The organism is Flavobacterium sp. N502536 (genome assembly GCF_025947345.1).
Taxonomy (GTDB): domain Bacteria; phylum Bacteroidota; class Bacteroidia; order Flavobacteriales; family Flavobacteriaceae; genus Flavobacterium.
Window position 1 is genome coordinate 4,081,233 of sequence record NZ_CP110011.1, and the last position, 20,117, is coordinate 4,101,349.

Here is a 20,117-nt window from a genome sequence, read left to right on the forward strand (position 1 = left end):
AGGAGAATTTAACTAATTTTATAAAAAATTAAACAATGAAAAAAGTCGTATTTATAGTCTGTAGTGTAGTTCTTTTGTTCGGCACAAATACACAGGCGCAAACCAGTAAAGAAAAATTATCTAAAACAGATAAAACCATGGCAAAAGAAACCATTTATCAATTTAAGGTGGAAGATTTATCAGGAGACACTTTTGATTTTGCTTCGCTAAAAGGAAAAAAAGTGATGATTGTAAATACAGCATCAAAATGCGGTTTAACTCCTCAATACAAAGATCTTGAGGCAATCTACAAAGAGTACAAAGACAAAGGATTTGTGATTGTAGGATTCCCGGCTAATAATTTTGCATCGCAGGAACCGGGTACAAACAAAGAAATTGAGACCTTTTGCCAACAAAACTACGGGGTAACATTTCCAATGATGGACAAAGTTTCTGTAAAAGGAAATGATATGTGCGAAATCTACAAATTTTTGACGCAAAAATCTAAAAACGGCTTACAGGATTCTGAAGTAGAATGGAACTTTCAAAAATACCTGATTAACGAAAAAGGCGAATTGGTTAAAGTAATTAAACCAAGAACATTACCTACAGATCCGGAAGTAATAAACTGGATCAAGAGTTAATAGCACGATCTGAACCAATAAAAAAATCCACAAACCTAAATTCTAGGTTTGTGGATTTTTTTTATGATGTGTCAGGTTTATTTGAGTATCAGTTGCATGAAAACCAAATCGAGCCAATGGTCAAACTTGTATCCAACTTCACAAAGGGTTCCGGTTGCAACAAAACCAAATTTTTCATGAAAAGCAATACTTCCGGCGTTATCAGCATCAATTGCTCCAATCATCACTTGATAGCCCTGTTCTTTGGCCAAACGAATCAATTCTGATAGTAACTGAGAACCGATACCTTTTCCAATCACATGATCAACCACATAAACCGAATGTTCTACTGTATATTGGTATCCAATCTTCTCACGAAATTGCCCGTAGCTCCCAAATCCAACAACCTCTCCCTCTAATTCTGCCACTACTACAGGCAGTTTTTTAGCCTTTTTATCTTCAAACCATTGGGTCTGAATTTCGAGAGTTTGAATCTCATAGCTGTAGTTTGCTGTGGTATGCAGGATCGAATGGTTTACAATATCCAGAATCTGCTCTAAATCGTTTGTCGTTGCTGGTCTAATGTTAAGGCTCATGGCTGTTTTTTAGATTATTTGGTATTGAGTTCTGTCAGTAAGGTATCAACTTCTTTGGAATTCCAGTTCATTTCTTTTGCAATTTCTTTGGCATCCCTGGCATATTGCAAGGCAGATTTTTTATCTTTTATTTTGTTGTAAAGCCTTGCCAGCAGTAGATTTCCGTCATAAGAATCATTTAATTCTATAGCATGTTTTACCCAGGAAATCGACTTTTTCAAGCTCTCTGTATCTGCAATATGTTTTAAATACGTTTGCCCGATATCTTTTAGGACACTGGCGTCGTTCCAGACTAATTTTTGTGCATTATCGAGGGTGACTTTCTTGTAGAACTGCCATTTTTCGGTTCGTTCGGCAAGGGTTAAATCAAACTTAAACACCATCGAATCGATCTTCTGCAGGCGTACCGATTTTGCAATTTCTCTTTGTTTGTAATAGTTTGTGGTGTCTAAATTATCAACATAGGGGCGAAGTGACTCGGATACGATACTTTCAATTTTGCGGTCGATACGACTTTGCGAAGCCACAGCGGCAAATTCTTTTTCATGACTTAAAACGTACTGAAATTCTCTTGATTTTATATCGGTAACCCCGTTGGCAATCACACGCCAATTGGTTTCACTAACCAACTGTGCATCCGATTGTGTATTGAGGTAAATATGTGTCGGGACCGATAAATCGGTGCGGTCTTTTCCTTTTTTCAACGTATTCAGATAGTTGAAAAACTTTACGGCATTACTGGGGTCTGCAAGAAACTCTTTTTCTAAGTAAGGCAATTGCAGCTTAGGGTTTAAGGAAGCGTTTACCTCCGCCATAAAAGCCTCTTTTTTTAATTCTCCTTTCAAGGCATATAAAAGCGTTTCATTGGAAGGATCTATAAATAAAAAAGTGGGAAGCGATTTGGTATTGAATTTATTCTTAAGTGCAGTGCCTTCTTCTTTTTCAATGTTTTTCCAGACACAAACATAATTTTTGTTCAAAAAAGCCAGCACAGCAGGATCGCTAAAAACTTCTTTTTTCATCAGATTACAATGCGGACACCAATCGGCATAAAGCATTACAAAAAGTGGTTTTCCTTGTGTTTTGGCATTCTCCAGAGCAGTTTTGTAAGGGGTATCATCAGGAACAAACTGATTTTGTGCTTGTATAAACGGTACTGAAACAAAAAGAAAGAAGAGATATAGAAAACGCATAACGGCTTTGTTTGATTGAAAAAAATCGTTTTTACAAATATATCCCCTTTTTCCAGAAACTCGTTTCAATATCTTCATATTTATAAGTTAAATCCAATGCGAAGTTCGTAACTTTGTGCCGTCAAAAAGAGCCTTAAAAACAGTAAGACTCTTTTCAAAAAGTAATACACCATAAGAATGATTTACCCCAAAATAGCGCTTGCACAAAGCATTATCGAAATTTGTTCAGGCAAAGGAATCACGAATATTATAATTTCTCCGGGATCAAGAAATGCGCCTTTGACCATAGGATTTGCCCAAAACCCTAATTTTAACTGTTATAGTATTGCCGACGAGCGTTGTGCTGCTTTTTTTGCATTGGGAATTGCGCAGCAAACCAAAATACCTACCGCAATTGTTTGTACTTCAGGATCAGCATTGTTAAACTACTATCCGGCTGTTGCTGAGGCATTTTACAGTCAGATTCCGTTAATTGTGATTTCGGCAGATCGTCCGCAAAGTAAGATTGATATTGGTGACGGACAAACGATTCGTCAGGAGAATGTATTTCAAAACCATTCTGTGTATAACGCCAATTTAACCGAGGAAGCTTCTGCAGAAAATGATTTAAAGATCAATAAAGCCATAGAAACCACTATACTTCAAAAAGGACCTGTTCATATTAATGCTCCTTTTGAAGAGCCTTTATACGAAACGGTTTCAGAACTTTCTGTAGCGCCAGTAATTACCAATTCAGAGGAAATTCTGGGAACAACAATCATAGAAAACGAAGCAGAAGCTGTTGCTGTTTGGAATACTTCAAAAAGAAAATTAATTCTTATTGGAGGTATAAACGAAGTCAATTCTGTTGATAAAGAAATTCTGGAAAACTTCGCCAAAGATCCCTCAATTGTTGTGCTTACGGAGACCACATCAAATTTACATCATCCAAGTTTTATTAATAGTATCGATACTTTAATTACACCATTTGACGATGCTGATTTTAAAGAGCTTGAACCGGAAGTTTTAATCACTTTTGGAGGTATGATTGTTTCAAAGCGTATTAAGGCTTTTTTACGAAAATACAAACCCGAACACCACTGGCACATAGATACTTTACGTGCTTATGATACCTTTAATGCTTTAAGTAAACATTTTGTAATGGAACCGGATACTTTTTTTAAAGAACTGCTTCCAAAAACAACATTTGCGACAAGTGATTATTTTTCTAAAATTGATAAAATTTACGATTTAAGAAAAATCAAAAAAGAAGAGTATCTGCGTAAAATTGGATTTTCAGATTTTAAAGTATTTGAAAAAGTAATCGGATCACTTCCTAAAAACAGTCAGCTGCAAATTAGCAATAGTTCAGCCATTCGATATGCACAGTTAATTGAGATCGATCCTTCAATCGAAGTTTATTGTAATCGCGGAACAAGCGGTATTGACGGCAGTACATCAACAGCAGTGGGCGCAGCGGTAGGAAACGATAAACAAACCGTTTTTATTACGGGCGATATCAGCTTTTTGTATGATAGCAATGCTTTGTGGAATGCTTATATTCCTAAAAACTTCAAAATTGTTCTAATCAATAATGGAGGAGGAGGAATTTTCAGAATCTTACCGGGTCATGAAGAAAAACCGGTTTTTAACACCTATTTCGAAACATCACATCATTTAACAGCCGAACATCTGGCTAAAATGTATAAGATGAATTATTTTGTAGCTACTGATGAGGATTCTTTAGCTAAGGGGATTGAAGTACTTTACACAACTAATGAAGCTCCTTGTATTTTGGAAATATTCACACCAACTGCGGAGAACGATGTTATTTTAAAACAATATTTTAAAGAGCTGGTTTAAGCTCCAAAATAATAAATAAAAAGACGCAAAGATTATTATTTCTTTGCGTCTTTTTAATTTTTACAGCAAATTCGAAACTAACGAATTGGAACTGGGAATACCGGTAAACTGGCATGTCCTAAAGCATCGACGCTTTGCACGGCAAAAAAGTAATTGTCTTTAGAATAGGGGATTTCGGCTTTGGTATCTTTTACAAAAAAAGTTTTTTCCCAGTGTGGAGAAGAAGTTTCTCTCATTAAAATCTGGTAGCCAAAAGGAGTTTTTCCTTCGGGCACGCTCCACGCTAAAGTGGAAGAGTTAGAAAGCTCTTTTACTTCGATCCCTACATTTAAAGGCGCTTTTGGTGACCATGCTAAATTGGCCAGCGTCGCTAAGTTGGAACAGGTGTTTTTTCGCAGATATTCAAAATCCATAAACTCAGCAAGATCGCCATATTGAATACCATTTTCAGTTCTTAAATCCTGATGCTGATGATTGAAATTTTCATTCATTTCGCAAAAACGAACAGCGGTAAAGCCATTTTGACTAAACGGAGTATGATCACCACCACGAAGGAAGCGGTCATTTCGATACACCAATTTCACTTTTAATTGGTCAACATACTGTTCAGTCACCGTTTTGATATATCGTGCCAACAAGCGCGACGGACTGTCGTTGTCACGGTTTGTTGCTTTACGCATTTTAGCTTCCTCTTCGGTTTCTAAAAACGGAATGGTTTCGCTAAAAATTCTGATTTGAGTATTGTCTCTTAAATTAGTACCGCTGGAAAGACTGTTTCCGATCATGTCATTGTTTAGCATGGCAACAATATTCCAATTGGCTGCTTTGGCCAGTTCCGCTAAATGACGTGCACCATACAAACCTTGCTCTTCACCGGTTACAGCAACGAAAATTATAGTGGCAGGAAATGCTCTTTTACTCATTACTTTTGCCAATTCGATAACGGCAGCAACACCGGAACCATCATCGTTGGCACCCGGAGCATCAGATTTTACATTCATAACGTCTGAAACTCTCGAATCCAGATGTCCGCTTATGATAAACACACGATTATCGTTCGGATCGGTACCTTTTAGAGTTGCCATAACATTTCCGAGTTGGCTGTCTTTGGCAATTCGTTTTCCATCGGCTTTCACATCAAAATAATCGATTTTAGAAGTTAGCCTTCCGTCAGATTCCAGAGCAAACCTGTCAAACTCGGCTTTTACCCATTGCTGGGCGGCACCAATGCCTCTGGTTTTGCTTTTGGTATCACTAAGCGTATGTCGGGTGCCAAAAGAAACTAATTTATGAATGGTAGCTTCCAGGTTTTCGGCTTTGATTTCGCTGATCATTTTCTTTATTTCGGGATCTTCGGCAACTTGTGAAGTAGAAATATGGGTAAAGAACAAAAAGGTAAAAATGGAATAGAAAATGGTCTTTTTCATTGATTTGAGATTAATTATAGGTTCTCAAATTTAAAGAAAAGGAATAAACTACAACATGATCCGGAGGGCTTTTTTTAATTAGAAACATTTTTAGGATTACCATTTTCAAACTTCGTACATTTGCAGCTGGAAACTTAGCTGCTTAACAGCTTAGAATTTTAAGAATATGATTGAAATAGGAAAATACAACACCCTTACTATACTGCGTGATACCAAAGTTGGTTTGTTTTTAGGTAACCCTGAGAAAGACCCTGAAGGAATTCATGATATTTTATTACCAAACAAATACGTTCCGAACGAATTCGAAATCGGGGAAGAATTGATCGTTTTTGTTTATTTAGACCACGAACAACGTCCGGTGGCGACCACTTTAGAACCTTATATTTTATTAAATGAATTTGCTTTATTGAGAGTGAATTACATCAATAATGTAGGGGCTTTTATGGATTGGGGAATGGAAAAAGACATACTTGTTCCGTTTAAAGAGCAAGCCCGCCCGATGGAAAAAGGAAAACGTTACCTGGTGTATTTGTACATGGACGAAAAAACAAATCGTCTGGTAGCTTCAAGTAAAACCAATCAGTTTTTGAGCAACGAGCAGCTGACCGTGGAAAAAGGGGAGGAAGTAGAATTGATTGTTTCTCATATTACCGAGATTGGGATTAATGTGATCATCAATGAAAAGCACAAAGGATTGCTGTACAAAGACGAAGTGTATGATGACGCGATCAGAACCGGAGACAGAATGCGCGGTTATATTAAAAACATACGTCCTGACAACAAAATCGACGTAGCGCTGCAAGTACAAGGTTATCAAAGTATTGAGCCAAATGCCGAAAAGATTTTAGACGAATTAAGAGCCAATCGTGGTTTTTTGCGTTTAAATGACAACTCGCATCCCGAAGACATCAAAACGGTACTCAAAATGAGTAAAAAAACGTTTAAAAAGGCGATTGGATCTTTGTATAAAGAAAAACTGATCGAAATTAAGGAAGACGGGATTTATCTGGTAAAGGAATAAAAAATTCCAAATCTCAAATTCCAAATTCCAAGCTCCAAATTCCAAGCTCCAAATTTTACATAGGGCGCATACTCTTGGTATTTGGAATTTGGAATTTGATTTTTGGAGTTTAAAAATATATTGATATAACAGGAAAGGCTACTCATTACAAGTAGCCTTTCCCTTTTTATTCTAGTTTTAAAAAAAATTGTAATTAAAAAAAAACAGAAATAAAATAAATTCGAATCCATTCAAAAAGTAACAGCTTTAAAAATTTTAGAAATTACTTTCTGAAACGGTATGTCTTTTAAACAATCTATGCATCCATATTAAAAACAAAAACTCAATTTCACGGCTAGACCATTTGGTTTGATAAAATAACTTGTAGAAAGTTTTAGTTAGCATTTTTTCCTCTTTTCGTAATCAATTCGATACTAATTACTAAACAATTCCAGCTTTTAACCTTAGGTGTTACTATCTCCTTTTTAAAGTTTCAACAAACGAATAAATCATTTGCTCATTCTTCAGTGGTTTGTGAATAAAAACCGTAAAAAAATGAGCGACAAATTTTTTAAATTTTCTCAAAAAAATCATTTTTTAGGTTAGTAAATCAGTGAAAGAAAATCAATCTTCGACCAATGAAATAAAATGTATCTCATTGATTTCTAGGGTGTAAAATTAAATATTATTTTTTAAAACTACTGTTAAAAAATATTATTTTTTGTAAGAGTATACCAATTGTTAACATTGCATATGATTTTAGTCAACACTAAAAGCAAATAGGGATAGGTAAAAATATAAAAATGCTTTATTTTTACACTATCAATTATTTAAAACTAAACAAACAGAAATGGATTGGATTACTGCCAGAGAATTTGAAGATATCACTTATAAAAAATGTAATGGAGTTGCGAGAATTGCTTTTAACAGACCAAATGTTAGAAATGCCTTCCGTCCAAAGACAACTTCAGAATTGTACCAGGCTTTTTACGATGCACAGGAAGACACTTCGATAGGAGTGGTACTGCTTTCTGCTGAAGGTCCGTCAACCAAAGACGGTGTTTATTCTTTTTGCAGTGGGGGCGACCAAAATGCACGCGGACACCAGGGTTATGTAGGTGAAGACGGTCAGCATCGCTTAAACATTCTTGAAGTACAACGATTGATTCGTTTTATGCCTAAAGTTGTCATTGCAGTTGTACCGGGTTGGGCCGTTGGTGGCGGACACAGTTTACATGTAGTTTGCGATATGACTTTGGCAAGTAAAGAACACGCTATATTCAAACAAACAGATGCCGATGTAACCAGTTTTGACGGTGGTTACGGATCTGCTTATTTAGCTAAAATGGTGGGACAGAAAAAAGCACGTGAAATTTTCTTTTTAGGCCGTAATTACTCTGCTCAGGAAGCTATGGATATGGGAATGGTGAATGCCGTAATTCCACATGACGAACTTGAAGCTACGGCTTATGAATGGGCACAGGAAATTCTGCAAAAATCGCCAACTTCTATCAAAATGCTAAAATTCGCCATGAACTTAACAGACGACGGTATGGTTGGTCAGCAGGTTTTTGCCGGAGAAGCCACTCGTTTAGCTTATATGACCGAAGAAGCTAAAGAAGGACGAAATGCCTTTTTGGAAAAAAGAAAACCAAACTTCGGAGAGAATAAATGGCTTCCATAGGGAGGTTTAAAAAAAAATAGTTTCAGGTTTCAAGTTTCAAGTTTCACTTTCGCAACCTGAAACATGAAACCTGAAACAAAATAATCTAACAAAATAAAACAGAATGAAACATTGGATCGAAGCCGCTCGTTTGCGTACATTACCTTTATCAGTTTCCGGAATCATAGTAGGAAGTATATATGCCTTATCCAACCCGACGGCCACCATCAACACACCGACAGAAGTATTTAGTTGGAAAATTTTTGGCTTTGCACTTTTAACAACGCTTGGTTTACAGGTTTTGTCCAACTTTGCAAATGATTACGGTGATGGTGTAAAAGGTACTGATAATGCTGACAGAGTTGGTCCGCAACGTGCCATTCAGAGTGGTGTTATTACGCCACAGGCTATGAAAAAAGCCATTATAATTACTTCGTTTTTGACGTTGTTGTCTGCCATGATACTGATTTATTTTGCTTTTGGCGAAAGTAATTTTGGGTATTCTATCTTTTTCTTATTGTTGGGAATAGCAGCGATAGTTTCGGCAATTCGTTATACAGTGGGCAATTCGGCTTATGGATACAGAGGATTTGGAGACGTATTCGTTTTTGTTTTCTTCGGATTGGTAAGCACCTTAGGAGTAAACTTTTTATACTCGAAAGAAGTAGATCCGCTTTTGATTTTACCGGCTATTTCAATTGGATTATTAAGCGTTGGAGTACTGAATCTGAACAATATGCGCGACGAGGAATCAGACCGTAAATCGGGGAAAAATACCATTGTAGTTCAGATTGGTGGTGCAAAAGCTAAAATTTATCATTTCACTTTGATTATTACAGCCATGCTGTTGGTCGTTATTTTTGCTTTTTTGAGTGATTATAACTTCGATCAGTACTTATTCTTACTGGCTTTTATTCCGTTAACAAAACATTTAATTACCGTTTATAAAAACCAAAATCCAAAGCTGTTGGATCCCGAATTGAAAAAACTGGCACTTAGTACCTTTTTACTTTCGATACTGCTAACGGTATGTATGATTTCATTGATCTCAGACATTATTGTGAACCTCTTTTTAGGAGGGAGATAAAACAAAGTTCAATTTTAAAAATCAATTAAAATGAAAATAACATTTTACGGACACGCGTCTTTAGGCATTGAAGTTGGTGGAAAACATATTATTGTAGATCCTTTTATTACAGGAAATCCGCAGGCAGCCGGAGTGGATATAACGACTTTGAAAGCTGATTATATTTTACTTACGCATGCACATGGCGACCATATTATGGACGTTGAAGCGATTGCAGGACGTACTAAAGCGGTGATCGTTTCAAATGCTGAAATAGCAGACTACTATGCTAAATTAGGCTTCAGTTCGCATCCTATGAACCATGGCGGAAGCTGGCAGTTTGATTTTGGAAGAGTAAAATATGTAAACGCTATTCATTCCAGCAGTTTTCCTGATGGAAGTAACGGTGGAAACCCGGGCGGTTTTGTCATCGAAGGCGAGCATAAAAATATCTATATTGCCGGAGATACAGCGCTTACATGGGATATGAAATTAATTCCGATGCGAACCAAACTCGATTTGGCGATACTTCCAATCGGGAACAATTTTACCATGGATGTCGAGGATGCTATAATCGCTTCCGATTTTGTAGAATGCGACAAAATCCTTGGCTATCACTTTGATACTTTTGGTTACATTAAAATTGATCATGAAGATGCTATTCGTAAATTTTTCAATAAAGGAAAAGATTTGATGCTTCTTGAAATTGGAGAATCAATTGAATTATAATTACAATGACCGATATTAAATATATTTGCGACTGCTGTGGTCAGGAGCATGAAAGCTGGCCTGCAATTGCTTACAGTTCGCCTTCCGCTTACAACAAGCTTTCAGAACAGGAAAAAGAAGAAATTGCAGTTATTGATCAGGATTTTTGTGTTATTAAATATGAAGATCATATCAATCGTTTTATAAGAGTGGTTTTGGTTCAGCAGGTTAACGATCATTGTGAAGATCTGGAGTATGGTTTTTGGGTTTCTTTAAGCGAAAACAGCTTTGAAGATTATCTGGAAAATGGCGAAGATGAAAATCATGAAGCACAATATTTTGGATGGCTTTCCAATTACATTCCGCAGTATGAATTTTCAAATAGTATTCCAACAACAGTAGTCACCAAACCGGGCAATGAGAGACCTGAAATTTTTCCGCATAAAGATTTTGACCATCCTTTTGTGAAAGATTATTATAATGGAATCACCAAAGCCGAGGCTGAAAAAAGAATTCAGGAAATCTTAAAAAAATAAGGCCCGAATTTTGTAAGTGATCTTTAAATAAATTTTTTAAAATGATTTTAAAAAAAATTGCCCTATTTCTTTTTAGCACCGCTTCCTGCAGCATTTTTGCGCAAAAAGATGGCTATTGGGACAAAGAACGTGCTACGACAAAAGAGATTATAGTTTCTGCCCGTGACAGAATTATGCTTAAAACAGAAGATTTACCTGTTGGAACCACAGAAATCGTCTACAGAATCACGCTTCTGGATGAAAACCAGGAAATGGCCAACAGTTTGGTTTCCGTTTTAAAATCAATTCCCGATCCAACCGGAATTAGTCAGGGATCGGCAGGAGCTGTTTTTCTGATGTCTAAAATTTCAGGCGACGATACCTGTACTTATGCCTTGTTTACGTCGAATGAAGCAGCAAAAAAGTACATTACTGACGGTAAAACCGATAAAGCCTGTTACGATCAGAAAGACCCTCTGAGTAAAGATGCTAAGCGATTGTCACTCGATAAATCGTCTTGTCTGGGACAGAATGTAAATACACTCTGGTTTGGTTTTCACAGTAAAAACTGGCTTTTAAATCAAAAAATAGTTCTGGAAGTCGTACCATGGGTAGATACCAAGCTTAATCGCGGATGGAATCAGGACAATAAAAATGAAATTATAAGTCTTTGTAAAACCTCTACAATGGCTCAGAAAATGGCAAATTCTGATGATTTTTGCGTTTGTATTCTTGAAAAAATCATGAAACAGTACCGCTATACAGAATTTCAAAAACTGTTGCCAATGGAGAAAAATAAAGCATATAAAGACTTTGGGAACAGCTGTTATAAAGACGCTGATATTTCTAAAAATGTTTATAATGACTTAAGAACTCAGGCGGCTTCTTTGGTTAGACTTCAGAAATACAACGAAGCGATTCCAAAATTGAATACAATCATTAACGACGGTAAAGCAACGGCACTGGATTACAGTTCTATCGGATATTGCTATATTTTGACAAAACAATACGGTAAAGCCCTTAAATTCCTAAAAGAAGGAGAGAAACTGGACGATACGGAATTGTTGGTAAAATTAAATCTGGCACACGTTTACCTCATTAACGATGATTACAGTGAAGCGAAAGCCATTTACAAAAAATACCAGTCGCAGAATGTTACTGACAGCCTGAGCTGGAAAGAGAAAACAAAACAAGACTTCTTAGTTTTTCAAAAAGCCGGATTACCTTCAAAAGACTTTGAGAAAATCTTAAAACTATACAATTAAAAGTAAAAAACTGTATAAGTCTGCCGCTTGCTTTACCGTGGTGGTACTTATGTAGTTGGAGTTACACTATGAAAGCAACCTGTCACAAATACATGCTTGAGTTTAAACGACCTTCCGGGACTTCCAGAGGCGTTATGACGGAGAAAGAAACCTGGTTTATCGTTCTGGAAGAGAACGGTAAAAAGGGGATAGGAGAGTGTGGGATTCTTCGCGGACTGAGTGCTGATGACCGTGAAGATTACGAAGAAAAACTGCAATGGACGTGCCAGAATATTCATTTGGGAGAAGAAGCGCTCTGGAATGCTTTGTTGGAATTTCCATCCATACAATTTGGAGTTGAAATGGCGTTTTTGTCTCTTAAAAATGAAAACCCGTTTGTTTTGTTTCCTTCGCACTTTACAGCTGGTTCAAAATCGATTGCCATAAACGGTCTGGTCTGGATGGGGGAAGCTTCCTTTATGAAAGAACAAATTGAAGAGAAATTAGCGACTGGATTTAATTGCATAAAACTTAAGATAGGCGCTATTGATTTTGAAAAAGAACTCGAATTGTTAGCTTATATCCGCAGTCATTTTTCAGCAGAGCAGATTGAAATCAGGGTAGATGCTAATGGAGCTTTTCGTTTAGACGAAGCTTTAGATAAACTGAAGCAATTGAGTGCATATCAATTGCATAGTATTGAGCAGCCTATAAAAAAAGGGAATATTGCTGCAATGGCTGATTTGTGTAAAACAACGCCGTTTCCAATTGCTTTGGATGAAGAATTGATCGGTGTTTTTTCGTTGGAAGAAAAAGAAAGTCTGTTGCAAAAAATCAGACCGCAGTATATTATTTTGAAGCCTAGTTTTATTGGAGGTTTCAAAGGCACGAAGGAATGGATTGATCTGGCAGATAAGTATCAAATTGGCTGGTGGATTACTTCGGCATTAGAAAGTAATATTGGTCTCAATGCAATTGCACAATGGACTTTCCTGCAAAACGCTACCATGCCTCAGGGTTTAGGAACCGGAGGACTTTATACCAACAATTTTGATTGTCCGCTTGAAGTTTCACAAGGACAGTTATGGTACAATACTACAAAAGACTGGGATTTTGATTTTCTCAGTAACGCATAAAAAAAACTGGCTTCAAGCCAGTTTTTAAGGTTATATTGATTTTGGATTTATTCTTTTCCGCCCTGTAAGTTGTCCTGCCAGTCTTTTAATTCCTGCCATTTACCCTGATAGGCAAGTAATGCTTGTCTCGCCCAGGTACTTGGATTGTGAATAGAATAATTTTCACCTCCCGCATCCAGTATGGATTGTAGCTTTTCGGTGGAAGCTTCTGATAATTCATGCCACGTTTTAATACCTGCAGCATTGAATAATGCTTCAATTTTTGGACCGATTCCTTCCACTACTTTCAAATCATTCTCTTTTATTTTCTTACCGTACACAGTTGCGGCCAATGCGCCGTCAAAAGGTATTAGAGCTGCTGCTGCTGTAGCGGCAAATGATTGTGGTGCTGCATTAACCTTAGCTTTTGCGGCCAATTCAGCTTCCAGCGTAGAAATTTTAGCATTCAGATTTCGGGTATTTGCTTTACAGGCATCCAGATCAGCTTGCAAAGACAACGCAAGTGAATCATCACCTTTAGAATTCATTTTTCCCAGTAAGTAACCCAAAATTCCACAGATTAATCCCACTAGGGCCGGTATTAAGATACAAGGTATATTCATGATAGTATATTTTGATTAGTTATTTAATTGTGATAACAGTTCTTCTATTGGTTGCTTTGCCTTCAGCAGTGGTATTTTCGCCTATAGGTTCATCAGGGCCTTTTGATTCGGTGGTAATGCGGTTCCCGTCAACTCCTTTTTTAGACAAATAACTCTTAGAAAACTCTGCTCTTTTTTGACCAAGAGTTACGTTCGAATCCCGATTTCCAACATTATCGCTATGGCCAACGACCAGAATAACGGCTTCTTTTACGTGTTCCATATACTTCACTAAATCGGCTACTTTTTGTTCTTCGGCAGCTGTTAAGTGATCACTGGATTTATTGGTGTTGAAATGCAAAATGAGCGGATCGCCATTGATTTTTTCTTTCAAAATCACCCATTCATCGGTTACTGCTGGAGCAGCTTCGGGAGCATCAAATGCATATTCAGCAGGTCCTATTAGCGTGTCTTTTATCGTTTTCCATTTGTCGATCACTTCACCTTTTGTATTTAACTGTGCCTCAGCGATGCCTTGTGATACAAAATACTTTTTGATTTCATTCGCTCGTGCCAGACCCAGATTTTCCGCAGCAGTTGTGTTGGTTTCATCTGAAGTTGCATAACCTGTTATCGTAATTTTTTGCTTCGGATTAGCGATCAAAAAGGTTTTAAGGTTTTGAACTCCAATTGATACAGAATCACTCACAGGCAGTACGACTGCAAAACTGTTTTTAAGGAACTTGAGGTTATCATTGGTATGATAGTCAATTCCCGAACCATTTAGAATAAAAGGGACAGAAGTATCGTCCTGAGCCACAACTGTCGATACTTTTTCGGTATCAACCGCAGGTGTTTTCATAGTACAATTGCAGCAAAATTTCAAATATAAAAAGGTACCTAAAATAATGGTTATTGCAATGCCTAGTAGATAAAGTGCTTTTTTAGACATAAGTGATGAAGTTAAGATTCTATCAAATTTAACAAAAAAATAAATACATAACCGATTAATAATCAGTTATTTTAAAGTTATTTCTCTAATTATGAGGGCGTTGTATCAATGAAGATCAAAACATAACGATTCCTGTAATTTCAATTCTCAGGCCAGATTAAATTGAGTAACTTGCATAAAAATTAAATTCAGGCATCAAAATGGTCGAAATAGAAAGAAAGTTTCTTGTAAAATCAGCTGATTTTAAAGAGCAGGCTTTTGCACACAATAAAATTGCCCAGGGATACTTAAGTGCTGTTCCTGAAAGAACGGTTCGTGTGCGTATTAAAGGGGAAAGAGGTTTTATTACCATAAAAGGAATCAGCCATCAGGGCGGAATGTCCCGTTTTGAATGGGAAAATGAAATCCCGCTGGATGAAGCACTAGAATTGCTTAAATTATGTGAAAAAGGAAAGATTGAAAAGACACGTTACGAGATAAAATCAGGCAAACACATTTTTGAAGTAGACGAATTTTACGGAGAAAATGAAGGCTTGGTGATGGCCGAAGTAGAACTGGAATCGGAAACAGAACTTTTTGAAAAACCGGATTGGCTGGGGGAAGAGGTAACGGATGATCCACGATACTACAATGCTTATTTGAGTAAGAATCCTTTTAAAGAATGGAAGAAGTAAAGTTTATGGAAGTATATGATTTGATCATTGTAGGGGGCGGTCCAATTGGTCTGGCCTGTGCAATCGAAGCTCAGAAAAAAGGTTTGCGTTATCTGATTATTGAAAAAGGCGCTCTTGTGAATAGTATTTTCAATTATCCTTTGTACATGACTTTTTTCTCCACTGCTGAAAGACTTGAAATTGGAGATATTCCGTTCAGTTGTCTGGCACCAAAGCCAGGCCGTCAGGAAGCATTGGAATATTACCGAAACATTCACCGATACTTTAATTTTTCGATTCAATTGTTTGAAAGGGTGACACAGGTTGAAAAACAGGCTGATGCTTCTTTTAAAATTACCACCGACAAGACGGTTTATGAAGCCAGGAATGTCGTGATTGCAACCGGTTTTTATGATATTCCGATTGAAATGAATGTAAAAGGGGAGCGGTTGCCAAAAGTGCGTCACTATTATAAAGAAGCGCACGAATATGCTTTCAGGAATGTTCTGGTTGTAGGAGCAAATAACTCTTCGGTAGATGCAGCATTGGAATGTTGGCGAAAAGGAGCAAATGTGACGATGGTTATCCGAAAAAACGTGATCAACAGCAGGGTTAAATACTGGGCGAAGCCCGATATTGAAAACCGAATTGCCGAAGGCAGTATCAAGGCTTATTTTGAATCGAATATTACTGAAATTCGTGAAAATGAAGTCGAAATAGAAACTCCTACGGGGAAAATTACACTCGAGAATGATTTTGTACTTGCGTTAACCGGTTACAAGCCAGATTTGACTTTTCTGGAAAAAATGGGGATACAATTAGCGGAAGACGAACTAAGAACTCCAACCTACCATCCGGAAACGATGGAAACGAATGTAGAGGGTTTGTTTTTGGCTGGTGTAATTTGTGGAGGCATGTACACACACAAATGGTTTATCGAAAACTCCCGTGTTCATGCTAATATGATTGTGGATTATATTACTTCAAAATAAATTTATAGTCCCGAATTCACGAATTTTACTTTTGTCAACTTATGAAAGTAAAATTCGTGAATTCGCGGCTATAAAAACTAAGAGCTACAGGAAAGCATAGAACAACCCACTTTAGACCTGGCCCAATCCGGGCGCTTAGCGAACCATTTTTGGTATTCCGGCTGTTCGTCATAAGGCTTCTGCAAAAGAGTATAAAGCTCATCGATTAGTGAATAATCTTCTTGGTCGGCTGCATCAATCGCCAGTTGCGCCATATAGTTTCGCAGTACATACTTCGGATTTATGGTATTCATTTTTGCAGCGCGCTCCTGGTCAGTGAGTAATTCAGTTTGAAGCCTTTCAAGATAGGTCGTAAACCAGTTTTGCCATGATTCTAAAACAGTACCTGAAATTTGTTCCGGAATATAAAATGCCTCCTTAATTTTTTCTATTGCTTTTTCTGCAGCATCTGATTTTTGAACGTTGCTCAAATTTCGGAAGAAAATAGTCATATCCGTCTCCGATAATTGCAGCGTACTTTCTAAAGCAGTAATTAGCTCGCTATCAGTTTCGGTTGAAGTGAATAATCCTAATTTACTTAAAAACATGGTTTTGTAATCGGAATCAAAATCAATTATAAACGATTCCAGTATTTTTTCTAAAGGTTCGGCTTCATTGATTAACGGATAAATAGCATTGGCCAATTGGTACAAATTCCATTGTGCAATCTGTGGCTGATTCCCAAAACGATACCTTCTGTATTGACTGTCGGTTGTATTGGGTGTCCAGTTTGGATCATAGTTTTCTAGCCAGCCGTAAGGGCCATAATCAATTGTGATGCCGTGAATCGACATATTATCGGTATTCATCACACCGTGTACAAAACCTACACGCTGCCAGTGCAGAATCATTTCACGAGTTGTATCGGCTACGGTTTTAAAGAATTGTAAATACTGTTCTTTAGGTTCTCCCTTAATTTCAGGGAAATAATGTTTGATGTTATATTCGACAAATTGTTTTAGATTTCGAAGTTCATTTCGGGCTGTCAGCATTTCGAAGCTGCCAAAACGGATAAACGAGGGAGCAACACGGCAAACAATCGCTCCTTTTTCATAAGCTGAATTTCCGTTGTATAAGATATCGCGTAAAACCTGATCCCCCGAGGTTATAAGCGAAAGCGATCGGGTAGTGGGAACTCCTAAATGAAACATGGCTTCGGCACACAGATACTCCCTTACAGACGAGCGCAAAACAGCCAAACCATCAGCGGTTCGCGAATAGGGCGTTTTTCCTGCGCCTTTTAATTGTAGTGTAAATGATTCGCCATTGTGTTCGACTTCTGTTAAATTAATGGCACGACCATCACCCAATTGTCCGGCCCAGTTTCCAAACTGATGCCCCGCATAACACATGGCGAACGGACACGTTTCCGGAAGAATTTCTTTTCCCGAAAAGACATTCAAAAACGATTCAGACTGAATTTCAGTAGTCGAAATTCCAACCGATTCTGCTACTTCTGCGGAAGCATGAATAAGTTTAGGATTTGATGGTTTTGTTGGATTTACATAAGAGAAAAGCGCATTGGAGACCTGACGAACTTCATTGGTTTCGTTTGGATCTGCAGGCAGTTCAGCGGTAAATCGATTATTTATTTTTAAATTTTTCATTAGGATTGTTTTCTTTGCCACAGCTTGGAATGACTTAAACTCTCTTTTTAAGCTGTAGAAAAAAGGTTTATTTAGTCAACTAGTCTGTCAGCGTACATTTTTTTCAGTTTGTGCACTTTAGGATCAATTACGATTTGACAGTAACGCGCTTCCTGATTGTTGTTGTAATAATTTTGATGATCGGCTTCGGCTTCATAGAAAACTTCAAACGGAATGAGCTGTGTCACAATCGGATCCTCGTAGAAAGCTTTTACTTCCTCAAAAACCTGTTCTGCCACCGCTTTTTGTTCGTCATCGTGATATAAAACGATCGAGCGGTATTGTGTTCCGCTATCCGCGCCCTGACGGTTTAAAGTGGTTGGGTCGTGGCTTGTCATGAATATAAAAATCAAATCGTGGTATGAAATTATGTCAGGATTAAAGGTTACTTGTATGACTTCTGCGTGACCGGTTCTGCCAGTACAAACTTCACGATAGGGCGGGTTTTTAATAAAACCTCCTGAATACCCTGATTTTAAGGATTCTACTCCCTTTAAACGCTGAATTACAGCTTCAATACACCAAAAACATCCTCCACCAAAAGTGGCAACTGATAAATTTCCCATAAAATAGTATTGTTAAAATTTTTAATGCCTATTAATCCGATAGAATATTGTGATAAATTATTAGTAAAAAGATAATTTAAATAAAGAAACTAAGCAGTTATTTATCTTTTGAAGTTTACAATTGATAAATTCGCAATTCTATAAAAAAGCAATATATTTGCAATCAAACTCAGGCACACTAATGAACAGCAAAAATAGTACCATCACTTTAGAAACCTATTTTCAGGATTTTAGAAAGAATATTGTAGGAATTAATCAGGAATTTACCTCTCCTTACGGCAAAAAACAGATTATTTATACCGATTGGACTGCCAGCGGAAGGTTATACCGACCTATTGAAGAGAAAATTCTCAATGAATTCGGGCCTTTTGTTGCCAATACGCATACCGAAACTACCGTGTCAGGTACTGCCATGACAAAAGCGTATCATCATGCCAGATCGATCATCAAACGTCATACAAATGCCAGTAACGACGATGTATTGATCACAGATGGTACCGGAATGACAGGTGTTGTTAATAAATTTCAACGTATTTTAGGTTTAAAAATCCCTGAGAATTTAAAAGATTGTACGGTTGTTCCTGCTGAAAAACGTCCTGTTGTTTTTATTTCTCATATGGAACACCATTCCAATCAAACGTCGTGGTTAGAAACGATTGCCGATGTTGAAATTATTCCATCTTGCGAAAAAGGACTTTTTTGTCTGGATAATTTAGAGCAATTACTGGAGAAATATAAAGACAGAACGATCAAGATTGCTTCTATCACCTCCTGTTCGAATGTTACAGGTTTAAAAACACCGTTTCATGAGGCTGCAAAGTTAATGCACAAGCACAATGGCGTTTGTTTTGTTGATTTTGCCTGTTCGGGTCCATATGTAGAAATCGACATGCATCCCGAAGATCCGGAAGCGTATTTGGATGCTATTTTCTTTTCACCGCACAAATTTTTAGGAGGCCCAGGAACTTCGGGTGTTCTAATTTTTAATAAAAAGTTATACAACAATATGATCCCGGATTGTCCCGGAGGAGGAACAGTGAGCTGGACCAATCCGTGGGGCGAACATAAATATATAGATAACATTGAGGATCGTGAAGATGGCGGTACTCCCGGGTTTCTTCAGGTTATTAAAACCGCACTGGCTATTGAGCTAAAAGAGGAAATGGGAATCGAAAACATCCTGCAACGCGAGCATGAGATTGTTGACTACGTTTTTAATGAATTAGATTCTGTTTCCAATATTAAAATCCTGGCGGGACAGCATAAAAACCGTTTGGGAGTTGTTTCGTTTTTTATCGAAAATCTTCATTTTAATTTAGGAGTGAAATTACTGAACGATAAATTCGGAATTCAAACCAGAGGAGGATGCAGTTGTGCCGGAACTTACGGACACTTTTTATTGCACGTAGATCAGGAAACTTCCAATAAACTGGTAAACGAAATTACTATTGGCGATTTAATCAAAAAACCGGGATGGATCAGAATGTCAATTCACCCAACTACTACTGATAAAGAAATTGCTTTTGTTTGCGAAAGCATCAAAGATTTGGCTAAAAACCATACAGAATGGGCTTTGGACTATACTTATAACAAAAATACCAATGAGTTTGTTCACAAGGATGCCACTTCGTTTGAAGACGAGTTAGTAGCCGGCTGGTTCAAATCGTAAAACTTATATTCGTAATGAATACTAAAC

19 protein-coding genes are annotated in these 20,117 nt (G+C 37.3%); 12 read left to right on the top strand and 7 right to left on the bottom strand.

Going from position 1 to position 20,117, the window contains the following annotated elements:
- Nucleotides 1–35: 35 nt before the first annotated feature.
- Nucleotides 36–623, top strand: coding sequence for a glutathione peroxidase (locus tag OLM61_RS17190; RefSeq protein ID WP_264523835.1), 588 nt, complete (start codon nt 36–38; stop codon nt 621–623).
- Between the two features lie 77 nt (nt 624–700).
- Here OLM61_RS17190 and OLM61_RS17195 read toward each other — a convergent pair whose 3' ends face one another.
- Both OLM61_RS17195 and OLM61_RS17200 read right to left on the bottom strand, forming a co-directional pair.
- Nucleotides 701–1,198 carry a GNAT family N-acetyltransferase gene (locus tag OLM61_RS17195; protein ID WP_264523836.1) on the bottom strand — a complete coding sequence of 166 codons (498 nt, stop codon included), beginning with the start codon at nt 1,196–1,198 and terminating at the stop codon, nt 701–703.
- Between the two features lie 14 nt (nt 1,199–1,212).
- Entirely contained in the window at nt 1,213–2,391 is a 1,179-nt protein-coding gene (locus OLM61_RS17200; protein WP_264523837.1) for a thioredoxin family protein, read from the bottom strand.
- A 177-nt stretch (nt 2,392–2,568) separates the two neighbouring features.
- On the opposite strand from OLM61_RS17200, the gene menD reads away from it, so the two are divergent.
- Nucleotides 2,569–4,233 carry a 2-succinyl-5-enolpyruvyl-6-hydroxy-3-cyclohexene-1-carboxylic-acid synthase gene (menD, locus tag OLM61_RS17205; RefSeq protein ID WP_264523838.1) on the top strand — a complete coding sequence of 555 codons (1,665 nt, stop codon included), beginning with the start codon at nt 2,569–2,571 and terminating at the stop codon, nt 4,231–4,233.
- 77 nt (nt 4,234–4,310) lie between these two features.
- Here menD and OLM61_RS17210 read toward each other — a convergent pair whose 3' ends face one another.
- Complete coding sequence (locus OLM61_RS17210) at nt 4,311–5,660, bottom strand: M28 family metallopeptidase (protein WP_264523839.1); 1,350 nt, start codon at nt 5,658–5,660, stop codon at nt 4,311–4,313.
- A gap of 166 nt (nt 5,661–5,826) precedes the next feature.
- Here OLM61_RS17210 and OLM61_RS17215 point away from each other — a divergent pair, with 166 nt between their 5' ends.
- The 7 genes from OLM61_RS17215 to OLM61_RS17245 all read left to right on the top strand — a co-directional run bounded on the left by OLM61_RS17215 (nt 5,827) and on the right by OLM61_RS17245 (nt 12,992).
- Nucleotides 5,827–6,681, top strand: coding sequence for a S1 RNA-binding domain-containing protein (locus OLM61_RS17215; RefSeq protein ID WP_264523840.1), 855 nt, complete (start codon nt 5,827–5,829; stop codon nt 6,679–6,681).
- A gap of 829 nt (nt 6,682–7,510) precedes the next feature.
- Nucleotides 7,511–8,344 carry a 1,4-dihydroxy-2-naphthoyl-CoA synthase gene (locus OLM61_RS17220; RefSeq protein ID WP_017498510.1) on the top strand — a complete coding sequence of 278 codons (834 nt, stop codon included), beginning with the start codon at nt 7,511–7,513 and terminating at the stop codon, nt 8,342–8,344.
- A 103-nt stretch (nt 8,345–8,447) separates the two neighbouring features.
- On the top strand, nt 8,448–9,410 hold the full coding sequence (gene menA, locus OLM61_RS17225; RefSeq protein WP_264523841.1) for a 1,4-dihydroxy-2-naphthoate octaprenyltransferase: 963 nt from the start codon (nt 8,448–8,450) through the stop codon (nt 9,408–9,410).
- Between the two features lie 30 nt (nt 9,411–9,440).
- Nucleotides 9,441–10,118: a metal-dependent hydrolase gene (locus OLM61_RS17230; RefSeq protein WP_264523842.1), complete on the top strand. Its 678-nt coding sequence runs from the start codon at nt 9,441–9,443 to the stop codon at nt 10,116–10,118.
- A gap of 5 nt (nt 10,119–10,123) precedes the next feature.
- The gene (locus OLM61_RS17235; protein ID WP_264523843.1) at nt 10,124–10,633 is read left to right on the top strand and encodes a DUF2199 domain-containing protein; all 510 of its coding nucleotides are present in this window, start codon (nt 10,124–10,126) and stop codon (nt 10,631–10,633) included.
- A gap of 41 nt (nt 10,634–10,674) precedes the next feature.
- Nucleotides 10,675–11,877, top strand: coding sequence for a tetratricopeptide repeat protein (locus OLM61_RS17240; RefSeq protein ID WP_264523844.1), 1,203 nt, complete (start codon nt 10,675–10,677; stop codon nt 11,875–11,877).
- Between the two features lie 68 nt (nt 11,878–11,945).
- Nucleotides 11,946–12,992, top strand: a complete 1,047-nt coding sequence (locus OLM61_RS17245) for an o-succinylbenzoate synthase (RefSeq protein ID WP_264523845.1) — start codon at nt 11,946–11,948, stop codon at nt 12,990–12,992.
- Between the two features lie 47 nt (nt 12,993–13,039).
- Here OLM61_RS17245 and OLM61_RS17250 read toward each other — a convergent pair whose 3' ends face one another.
- On the bottom strand, nt 13,040–13,594 hold the full coding sequence (locus tag OLM61_RS17250) for a hypothetical protein (protein ID WP_264523846.1): 555 nt from the start codon (nt 13,592–13,594) through the stop codon (nt 13,040–13,042).
- 19 nt (nt 13,595–13,613) lie between these two features.
- Nucleotides 13,614–14,525, bottom strand: a complete 912-nt coding sequence (locus OLM61_RS17255; RefSeq protein ID WP_264523847.1) for an OmpA family protein — start codon at nt 14,523–14,525, stop codon at nt 13,614–13,616.
- A 200-nt stretch (nt 14,526–14,725) separates the two neighbouring features.
- Between OLM61_RS17255 and OLM61_RS17260 the strand changes: the two genes are divergently transcribed.
- Both OLM61_RS17260 and OLM61_RS17265 read left to right on the top strand, forming a co-directional pair.
- Entirely contained in the window at nt 14,726–15,199 is a 474-nt protein-coding gene (locus tag OLM61_RS17260; protein WP_264523848.1) for a CYTH domain-containing protein, read from the top strand.
- The gene (locus OLM61_RS17265; protein ID WP_264523849.1) at nt 15,187–16,170 is read left to right on the top strand and encodes a YpdA family putative bacillithiol disulfide reductase; all 984 of its coding nucleotides are present in this window, start codon (nt 15,187–15,189) and stop codon (nt 16,168–16,170) included. Before OLM61_RS17260 ends, OLM61_RS17265 begins: the two co-directional genes overlap by 13 nt.
- A 77-nt stretch (nt 16,171–16,247) precedes the next feature.
- On the opposite strand, the gene OLM61_RS17270 is transcribed toward OLM61_RS17265, so the two are convergent.
- Entirely contained in the window at nt 16,248–17,816 is a 1,569-nt protein-coding gene (locus OLM61_RS17270) for a protein adenylyltransferase SelO (RefSeq protein ID WP_264523850.1), read from the bottom strand.
- 71 nt (nt 17,817–17,887) lie between these two features.
- The gene (gene msrA, locus OLM61_RS17275) at nt 17,888–18,421 is read right to left on the bottom strand and encodes a peptide-methionine (S)-S-oxide reductase MsrA (protein ID WP_264523851.1); all 534 of its coding nucleotides are present in this window, start codon (nt 18,419–18,421) and stop codon (nt 17,888–17,890) included.
- 181 nt (nt 18,422–18,602) lie between these two features.
- Here msrA and OLM61_RS17280 point away from each other — a divergent pair, with 181 nt between their 5' ends.
- On the top strand, nt 18,603–20,090 hold the full coding sequence (locus OLM61_RS17280) for an aminotransferase class V-fold PLP-dependent enzyme (RefSeq protein ID WP_264523852.1): 1,488 nt from the start codon (nt 18,603–18,605) through the stop codon (nt 20,088–20,090).
- The last annotated feature ends 27 nt before the right edge of the window (nt 20,091–20,117 follow it).